The 9,258-nt window shown below is 48.6% G+C and carries 9 protein-coding genes; 6 read left to right on the plus strand and 3 right to left on the minus strand.

From position 1 onward, the window contains the following. The coding region (locus AVZ68_RS19045) for a zinc ribbon domain-containing protein (RefSeq protein ID WP_157404745.1) at window positions 1–236 on the plus strand (236 nt) is incomplete at its 5' end. Window positions 237–450: 214 nt separating this feature from the next. Here the strand turns inward: AVZ68_RS19045 and AVZ68_RS19050 are convergent. Then, window positions 451–2,073, minus strand: coding sequence for a carbon starvation CstA family protein (locus AVZ68_RS19050; RefSeq protein WP_059106161.1), 1,623 nt, complete (start codon window positions 2,071–2,073; stop codon window positions 451–453). Window positions 2,074–2,086: 13 nt separating this feature from the next. Then, window positions 2,087–2,590, minus strand: a complete 504-nt coding sequence (locus AVZ68_RS19055; protein ID WP_496196940.1) for a DUF8052 family protein — start codon at window positions 2,588–2,590, stop codon at window positions 2,087–2,089. A 207-nt stretch (window positions 2,591–2,797) separates the two neighbouring features. Between AVZ68_RS19055 and AVZ68_RS19060 the strand changes: the two genes are divergently transcribed. The 3 genes from AVZ68_RS19060 to AVZ68_RS19070 all read left to right on the plus strand — a co-directional run bounded on the left by AVZ68_RS19060 (window position 2,798) and on the right by AVZ68_RS19070 (window position 6,358). Beyond that, on the plus strand, window positions 2,798–4,189 hold the full coding sequence (locus AVZ68_RS19060) for a Glu/Leu/Phe/Val family dehydrogenase (protein WP_059106163.1): 1,392 nt from the start codon (window positions 2,798–2,800) through the stop codon (window positions 4,187–4,189). 175 nt (window positions 4,190–4,364) lie between these two features. Further along, a complete protein-coding gene (locus tag AVZ68_RS19065; RefSeq protein ID WP_059106164.1) occupies window positions 4,365–5,423 on the plus strand; it encodes an NAD(P)H-dependent flavin oxidoreductase in 1,059 nt (352 codons plus the stop codon). A 188-nt stretch (window positions 5,424–5,611) separates the two neighbouring features. After that, window positions 5,612–6,358 carry a DUF3658 domain-containing protein gene (locus tag AVZ68_RS19070; RefSeq protein WP_059106165.1) on the plus strand — a complete coding sequence of 249 codons (747 nt, stop codon included), beginning with the start codon at window positions 5,612–5,614 and terminating at the stop codon, window positions 6,356–6,358. A 183-nt stretch (window positions 6,359–6,541) separates the two neighbouring features. Here the strand turns inward: AVZ68_RS19070 and mreBH are convergent, their stop codons facing one another. Then, window positions 6,542–7,549, minus strand: coding sequence for a rod-share determining protein MreBH (gene mreBH, locus AVZ68_RS19075; protein WP_059106166.1), 1,008 nt, complete (start codon window positions 7,547–7,549; stop codon window positions 6,542–6,544). 445 nt (window positions 7,550–7,994) lie between these two features. Here mreBH and AVZ68_RS19080 point away from each other — a divergent pair, with 445 nt between their 5' ends. Next, window positions 7,995–8,312, plus strand: coding sequence for a hypothetical protein (locus tag AVZ68_RS19080; protein ID WP_059106167.1), 318 nt, complete (start codon window positions 7,995–7,997; stop codon window positions 8,310–8,312). A gap of 65 nt (window positions 8,313–8,377) precedes the next feature. Then, window positions 8,378–9,214: a polysaccharide deacetylase family protein gene (locus AVZ68_RS19085; protein WP_059106168.1), complete on the plus strand. Its 837-nt coding sequence runs from the start codon at window positions 8,378–8,380 to the stop codon at window positions 9,212–9,214. Window positions 9,215–9,258 lie beyond the last annotated feature (44 nt).

Here is a 9,258-nt window from a genome sequence, read left to right on the forward strand (position 1 = left end):
AACTTCAACGATGTATTGAATACAAAGCAGAAATGGAAGGCTTGCAGGTGGAGTACATCAATCCAAGGTATACTTCTCAAACGTGCAAGTGTGGCCATGCATCCAAAGCCAACCGCAGAGGACTTCTTTTCTCTTGTACTGCATGTGGCTATACCGCCCATGCGGACGCAAACGCTTCGTATAATATTGCGGAAGCGATCAGTGGTCCGGCGAAAAAGAAAAAGCGAGGCAAGTAACCGCCTCTCTATCCTCTAGTGTCGTGGTGACAGCGACACCGCCTGTTAAGGTACGCACATTTATTCGAATGGGCAACGAAACAGGACGGGGCGATGACACGTCCCTAAACTTGAAGAGCACTGAGATACCAGAAATGGACGTCTCTTTTATCATTCAAGAATCCCACGTGAAGACCGAGAGGGATCACGTTTGCGCCTTTAGGCGTGGGAGTTGTCAAACTTGAATGTCCTGTGTCTCATCCTTTCTAGGCTTCATTAAGACACGTCCTCCTTCAACGGCGAGGAAGACACACATGACAAACAAGATGAAGGCGGATACAACAAGCAAGTAGTTGCTTGCCATAAAGTTTGAATACATCATCACAATAAGTGCGGATGTGGTGACAATAAACATAAAGATCATCGGCAGGATGACAAACAGCGCCTTCGATCCGGTTTTAACAAGCCATAGCGTGATGGCAAGCAATGCAAGTGCTCCAAGCATCTGGTTGGCAGCTCCGAAAAGTGGCCACACCGTCTCCCACGTTCCTGTTAAGGCAAGTGCTGCTGCTCCAATAAGACCCGCACCAGTAGCGACGTGCTTGTTTTCAAAGACCCGTACATTGCGGCTCTCCCCGAGTTCCGTCACCGCATACCGCATGAGTCGGGTAGCGGAATCCAGCGTTGTCATCAAGAAAGCGGACGCAGCAAGGGCCGTAAACGTCGTTCCCGCCGCCACAGGTAAGCCCCAAGAATTCATAAAGACACCGATGCCTGCGGAGAAAGCACTGATTGGATCGCCTAGCTGAGCCATTAGCGCTGTAAAGTCTGCCATCGTTAAGTAAGCGACAGAGCCAATGGCAATAATCGCAACGAAGGCTTCAATCAGCATCGAACCGTAAGCAATAAAGCGACCGTTCTTTTCGTTGTTCAGCTGCTTCGATGTGGTCCCAGACGAAACAAGGGAGTGGAAGCCGGATATGGCTCCACAAGCAATCGTAATGAATAAAATCGGAAATAGAAAGCCGAGCGTTTCGTTGTAGAACCCCGTGAAAGCCGGCATTTGAATCATTGGCCGTGCGATGATCAAGCCAACGGCCGCGCCGATCACAAGGCCATACAGGAGAAAGGAATTCAGATAATCCCTCGGCTGTAGCAACACCCAAACGGGAAGAACAGACGCTATATAGGCATAGGCGATTAAGAGAAGCGACCAAGTGCTTGCGCTGAGCGAAAACGGAAAATTTAAGCCCACCCAAATCGACGCGGCCATCGCCAGAATCCCGAGAATGCTGGCAAGAGGGAGGTTCATACGTATTTGGTTGACAAGAAGCCCAAAGAGTATGGCAACTCCGATGAAAAGCATCGAAGCGGTAGCGGCTTCAGGAAACGAGACAAAGGTATTGGCAACGAGAATAATAAACACACCGATGATCAAAATCAGCGTAGCAATCGAAAACGATAGAAACAAGACTTGCCCGCGTCCACCCATGTATTCTTTAATCACCGCGCCAATTGATTTTGCTTTATGGCGAAGGGAAGCTTGAAGGGACGCATAATCATGGGTGCCTCCGACAAAAATACTGCCGATGATAATCCAGAGTACGGCCGGTACCCAGCCGAAAACGACGGCTGCAATTGGTCCAGTGATCGGTCCTCCGCCTGCGATAGTAGTGAAGTGATGCCCAAGGAGAACAGGGGTCTTGGTCGGAATGTACTCTTTCCCATCATAAAGGACATGGGCAGGCGTTTGTATCGTCGCATCCACTTTCAACCGTTTTTCCAAGAAGCGGCCGTACGTAAAGTAAGCAATGATAAGAATGACAGCTGACAGCAACATAAGCGTGACAAAATTCAAACGAATCACCTCGCTAGTTTTTTAGGAGTTGAGCGATGGGCTCGACAAAAGGGCGTGCTTTCTTGCTTGAATACAGCTCTTTTTCTCTCAGTGAAAGGATCACGACGTATCGTTCTGCCCATCCATGCAACCCCCATTTCAGGAAGGAAAGTTTTTTCGCTTTTCTTACACGACGCATGAGAGGAGTCGGGACGGGCTCATTCGTGAGAATCACTCCAATGAAGACAGATGACATATGCTCCTCTGAGTGGTTCATTTGCTCTGCAATATGGCTGTCTAACTCTGCTTGGAAGCGGTAAAAACAATCTTTCGTAAGAACCTCTGGCTCGAGAACGTAGAAGTGCTGATGATTCTCCACGCCCCAGACCTTTACATCTTTCGTAAGCATGTAACGCTCGTCTCGCCGGTGATAGTGGGCGGTAAAACGAAGCTTGAACTCCCCGAAGCGTACACTCGGATAGACATCAAACTGACGCTTAAGCGCGTTTTCCATTCGGTTTATGTGCGATTCGATGATCTCTCACACCTCCCTTTATAAAAAATTGATAACCCTATCAATTCTGATTTTTATTATACTCTTTGCTCCCCTCATTCTCAACATTTCTTTTTAGTGAAAATAGTAGGGAAAAAGACAAACCATGTCGAAGATAGCAACTGGAGCAATAAGGACAATAGGTTTCTTCAAAACAGAAAAGGGAAAGGAAAAAGGAGAGGGGGTTCCTACGTGAATAAACAAGAGACAAGTGAACTAATTGAACAAGTAATGAAGGAGATTGGCGAATCAAAAGACCTTTTTGGGGTGATGGAGCCAGCCACGCGCCGGACGTTCTGTGAGTCGGCCAAAGAAATTATCAAGACAACGGATAAAGTTATCAAAAGTTACATACGCGTATCCAAAGACGATGGCAGCATTGTTCGTATTCCTGCCTACCGGGTGCAACATAACAATGTCAGCGGTTTCTATAAGGGGGGGATCCGCTTCAGTGAACAAGTAAATGAAGAAGAGGTTGAGAATTTAGCGATATTAATGACGCTTAAAAATGCGTTGCATCGACTCCCGTTTGGCGGGGCGAAAGGCGGCGTCGTGCTTGACCCTAGAGACTATTCAGAACGAGAACTGAATTTGGTCTCGAAAAAGTACGTGCAAAACTTCTCAAGAGATATCGGTCCAGACCAAGACATCCCCGCTCCGGATTTAGGAACAAATGCGCGAATTATCGATTGGATGGTCGGAGAATACAAAACGATCCATCCAGGCCATCCGTATCTAGGTTCCTTCACGGGGAAGAGTGTGCACAATTCTGGAGCGAAGGGGCGGAGAGAGGCGACAGGGATTGGCACATTTCTCAGCTACTATCACCTTGTGCATGAATGGTTCCCGAGTCAAGCGGAGAATGAGAACCGACCAGAACAGGCGAAAACACTCTCCAATCTGTTCAGAAAAGGAGTTAACACAGCCATGCCTGTGCGTGTAGCCATACAGGGATTTGGCAATGTCGGAAGCGTAGCGGCGCTTGAAGCCTATCTATGCGATAAGACGCATATCGTCCAGTCCGTTTCTGATCAAGATGTGACCCTCTATGCGGAAAAAGGGTTGGATGTGCCCGCATTAATCGATTATGTTAACGTTCATCGCAAGCTTCCTGATTCAAAGGAAGCCGTCGCGAGCACTTCTATTGAAGCGGAGATCCTTGATCCTTTAGCCGTTCTTATCCAAGACGTGGATGTACTGATTCTAGCAGCTGTAGAGGACCAAATTACGGAAAGTAACGTTCGAGACATCAAAGCTCAGGTGATCGTTGAAGGGGCAAACGCACCTGTCACAATGAAAGCCGATGAGTTTTTAGAGAAACAGGGAAAGCTTGTTATTCCCGATATCCTTGCTAATGCTGGGGGGGTGACTGTTTCTTACTTGGAATGGCGGCAGAGCAAGGTGAAGGAGCTCTATGAAACGGAAGCCGTCCATGCAGAAATGAAGGCTCAAATGAAGCAAACGATGGGCCGCGTGTTTGATGCTTACTTTAAGACTTCGGACATGACCCTGCGTATCAAATGCTTTAGGCTTGCTTTGGAAAGACTCTCGGATCTACTGTATCGTCATGGAAAGCTTTATTAAAAATCTGTGTTCAAAAAGGAGGACAAAAGAGCCGAGAAGTTCAGGGAGGCGCCGCTCTTTGAGCACCGGAGCGGTTGCTTTTAATAAGTAAGCACCGGAAAAGCAAGCTGACGTAGAAATTCGACAGTTAGTTCCCTGTGCTTTTTAAACATCTTCTAAAAAGGAGGGCGAAGGCATGAACCGTATTGCAGAGGAGATAGGGATAGAACTTCCTTGGTTTCAAGCAGGTATGGCTGGTGGCGTCACAACGGTGGAACTCGTCACCTCCGTGAGCGAAGCGGGCGGGCTCGGGCAACTTGGCGCTGGCTACATGAACGTGGAGAGTCTACGAGAAGCGATTGACGCCATCAAGAAGCAAACATCTAAGCCTTTTGGCGTCAACCTCTTTGTTCCTGAAGCGTGTTCATGGAAGAAAGAGGAGGAAACGAAAGCGAGTCTTGCGCTTCAGCCTGCCCGTCTTGCCCTTGGGCTTGAGGCAGAGGAGGGCATTCATGTAACTGATGCCTATGATGAGCTGTTAGCGGTGGTCCTTGAAAAGAAAGTACCCGTGGTCAGTTTTACATTTGGAAAACCTTCCGCAGACACGGTCGAAGTATTGCAAGAAAACGGTTCTTATGTGATTGGAACGGCAACGACGGTAGAAGAAGCCATTCTGAATGAAGCAGTGAATGTCGATGCCGTTGTCGCTCAGGGAAGTGAAGCAGGTGGTCATCGCGGAACATTTGCATCCGACTTTCAGCAAGCACTGATCGGGACGATGTCGCTCGTCCCCCAAGTGGTGGACGCTGTTCGTGTGCCTGTTATCGCTGCTGGAGGCATCATGGATGGACGAGCAATTGTAGCGGCAGAAGCGCTCGGTGCTGAAGGGGTTCAATTAGGCACGCAGTTCCTGATGTGTAAAGAAAGCGGGGCGAATCTCCTGCATAAGCTGGCCATCTCTCAGGCACCGGAAACGGCAACGGTTCTGACAGCCAAGTTTAGCGGGAAGCCAGCCCGAGGACTCGCCAATCGCTTTACAGAGGAATTCCAAGAAGTCCCTACACTCCCCTATCCCGCTCAAAACGAGTTGACCAAGCCCATTCGAGCTCAGGCAGCAAAACAGCAAGACGCAAGCTACATGTCTCTTTGGGCCGGCCAGTCCCCACGGCTAGCGAAAGAGCAGAGCGTGACACAACTAATGAGCGCATTAAAAAGCGAGTCGCTCGCTGGAAAACAGCGACTCGTGATAGACTGAAAGAAGATAAAATGGTGCCCTTGCCCTTTGCGGCAAGGGATTCTTTTTGCAAGAAAAGCGGAGGCGGGTTGGTCAGAAGCGAGGATTTTGGAAGGCATAACAAAGAAATCCCGGTATTGGATTTCGCGTCTGGACTGAAAAATCTCGAAGCTTCTACCCGCCGGAGCTGGATCAAGAGGTGAAAAGTATTGTTGCAGCTTATTTTTTCAAAGACAGCACAGGAATCGTTTCAAAAAGCTGATTTGCCAGGGACAGTGATCCCCTATGAACCTTTTTGGCAGCTGGGCATTCAAACAGAGGAAAAGGAAAAGCTAAAACAGCTAGAGACGATTTTTCAGGTCAAGGCTTCAAGCGAGGAGAGATCTTACGTCCTGTGGGAATTAACGCAAACCAAGCAAACCATCGCCAGCCACCTTGAAGAAGGGAGGGAGGTGCATGCCTGGGTGGGTGAAGCGGCTTCGGATGAACTTGCTTTCATGGAACTGCTGGCGTTTCTACCGAGGTATACGCCATCTTTGCAGCTTAACCGAGTGCGGGGACCGCTCGCTGTACGTGAGATCCTGCCAGAGAAACTTGACGCTTACTACGAGCCAACCCCTGTGAGCGAGGAGAACTGGGAGGAGCTTAGGCGGACATGGCACCGGCTTGCCTCGGAACAGCCGGAAATACTTGAAAGAACAGCGGACTTTTCCTATTCGTTGCGCGCCTATGACGCCTATGACCCTCAGCTTTTGGCAATTCTTGCGGAAGAAGTGGAGATGAAAACCGCCGCTTTGATTGGCACAGCCTACGGACAACTACCAGATTTGCCGATTCCATTCTTGCTGTGGAGAATTAGGACTCTTATCAATAAAGGGTTTGTTAACGCTCATCCCCGTGAGGGCCAGCTGCAAAAGCAAACGTTGACTCTCGATTCGAGGTTTCAAAAGAGTTAAAGGGGGGGAGGCATTGAATTTCGCCTCACTCTAATGCTGCTTGTAAAATTTTTTTTCAAGGGCTGCTAAAACAACTGCATCGATAGATAAATAACAATCGTTACCGTGATGCTGCTGAGAAGGGTGGAAAACAGGACGCACAAAAAAAGCTACCATGCAATCGCTGGTAGCTTTTATAAATCCCTACACAGTTGCCTTCTGCAGCTTGTCAATAAACTTCAACGAACGCCCGGTTCCAATGGCTACCGATTCAAGAGGAGCTTGAGCGATGTGGACAGGGACAGAAATTTCGTTTGAGATCCACTCCTGCATGCCGTTGAGTAGCGCTCCGCCTCCCGTAAGCAAGACGCCTCGGTCGACGATGTCTCCACTTAGTTCTGGGGGACAATTTTCAAGCGTTGCCCGCAAGGCTTCGAGCAGTTGGAAAAGAAGCTCACTGATGGACTGACGAATTTCAAAAGAATCCAGCTCGACTGTTTTAGGCAGCCCGTTCACGAGGTCGCGACCGCGAACCTCCATCGTCATACGGTCATGATCAATCGGTGCATAGCCGATTTCAATCTTAATTTGTTCAGCTGTGCGCTCACCGATCAAGACATTGTAGTGCTTTCGAACATGTTGAATGATCGCTTCATCGAACTTGTCCCCGCCGACACGTACAGAGTTGGAAGAAACAACCCCTCCAAAAGAGATAATCGCCACTTCGGTGGTACCGCCCCCAATATCAACAAGAACGTTGGCTGTCGGCTCTTCAACAGGGAGGTCCGCGCCAATGGCGGCAGCTACAGGTTCTTCAATGATGTGAACTTCCTTCGCTCCGCAGCTACGGACTGCGTCTAAAATCGCGCGACGCTCAACGGATGTGGAACCGGAAGGCGCACAGACAACCACATTAGGTTTTCGGATGGAAAGCCCCATGTTTTTGCTTGCTTTTTTCATTACTTCTCGAAGCATACTCGCCGTTACATCGAAATCAGCGATCACACCGTCGCGCAAAGGACGAACCGCTACAATATGCGAAGGCGTTTTCCCTACCATGCTTTTCGCTTCGGCTCCCACCGCGAGTACATCACGAGTGGACGTGTTCATAGCTACAACGGACGGTTCATTTAAGATAATGCCTTTATCTTTACTGTAAACAAGGATATTTGCTGTTCCAAGATCAATACCAATTTGAGCTGTTGACCACATTGTATTCACCACATTTCTATCAAATTCGTTAAAATCCTACACGAATTATAAGTGTATCAAGGGATGTGCGCAACAGAAAGGGGAAATTGAAGGAAGCTGTATGTAAGAATGTGAAAACTCCTAGGGACTTAAGGTCCTAGACGCACAAAAGAAGCACCTATAGCTAGGTGCCTCCAAAGGTGGGGGAAGGGGCTATGTGTGCTGTTATGGGAAAAGCCATTGCCCTTACAACTGTAATACCCGCACCCTCAGAATTCAAACCATAAAAAAGAATTTGTTTGTGATTGGCAATGAAACTATCAAAAAAGACCCTTTAGCAGAAACTTCGAGCTTCAAGTGCATTGGTTCGCCCCCTGGAAAATACGTAAATCTTTTGATTCTTACTTTTGAGTGAATTATGCTATAATGATTGAAAGTGCAACTTGCACGACTAGGAGGGGCTATCATGGATCAGAAAGAGTTGCATACCTACCTTGAAGAAAAGCTGATGATGGCAAAGACGCAGTTTGAGCGAACGATTGACTGCAAGCATACTGAATTCGATGATCTGTACCCATATATGACCGAACAACCCCAGTTTTTCTGGTACAAGCGCTATGTTGCCTGGCAAGAGTTGTTGACGCTTGTAACGGTAGCCAAAGATTCGTCGTTTGCGTGGGAAGAACTGTTCTCAAAAAAGCAGCGCAACTACATTGTCTCGCGCGTTCTTGACGCTAAAGTGCTTGATAACTGGTACGAGGAACAGAAAGCAGAATCAAAATAAGAAAGCATTAAGACTCCGGGCCTCGTCATTTGCCCGGAGTTTTTTTAGAGGGGGGTGGGGTGGATATGAAAGGAAAAGCAGTGGCGATTATCGCGGTGCTACTATTGGCCAGCGCCTGTACAGACCAAGAAGAGGAGCGCACGGCTCGCGTTTCAACAGAAAAGCTGACCGTAGGAGCGCAAAAAGAAGTGTTCTCCCGAGAAGCTGTAGACTGGTCTGATTTCGAGAGAATGCCTCTGGAATGGGGAGAGAAGGTCACAGGCGTGAAAAACAGGCTGGATACTACGGATCAGGTGGTCGCGCTCACCTTTGACGCCTGTGGGGGCGAACACGGCGAAGAGGTGGATATAGACTTGCTTGATTTCTTAAGAGCCCATGAAATCAAAGCAACGTTGTTTCTCAATGAACGCTGGATTAAAGCCAACGAATCGCTGTTTGCAGAGCTTGCGGAAGATCCACTCTTTGAGCTAGCCAATCACGGAAGCGAGCATAAGCCCCTCTCTGTTTCGGGGGAAAGCGCCTGGGGGATCGAGGGCACGGACTCTGTGAGTGCCGTTGTTCAAGAAGTTCAGGCTAATCAGGAAACGATGAAGGAGCGAACGGGCGAAGAGGCGGCTTACTTTCGTTCCGGGACCGCGTATTATGATGAGGTCGCCGTGGAAATTACGGAAGCTCTCGGGTTAGAGGTCGTCAACTATTCGTTATTAGGGGATGCTGGTGCTACCTTTAGTGCGTCTCAGGTGGAGAAAGCACTCCTCATAGCTCAACCCGGAGATATTGCCCTTTTACATATGAACCGACCTCAAAGTGGAACAGGGCGCGGGGTACAGGAGGCGATACCGCAGTTAGAGACGCAGGGATTCTCATTTGCTCATCTTTCAGGCTATGCATTGATACCTTGACAACTCCCACGCCTAAAGGCGCAAGCGTGATCCCTCTCGGTCTT

This window comes from Shouchella shacheensis (genome assembly GCF_001484965.1).
GTDB lineage: Bacteria > Bacillota > Bacilli > Bacillales > Bacillaceae_D > Shouchella > Shouchella shacheensis.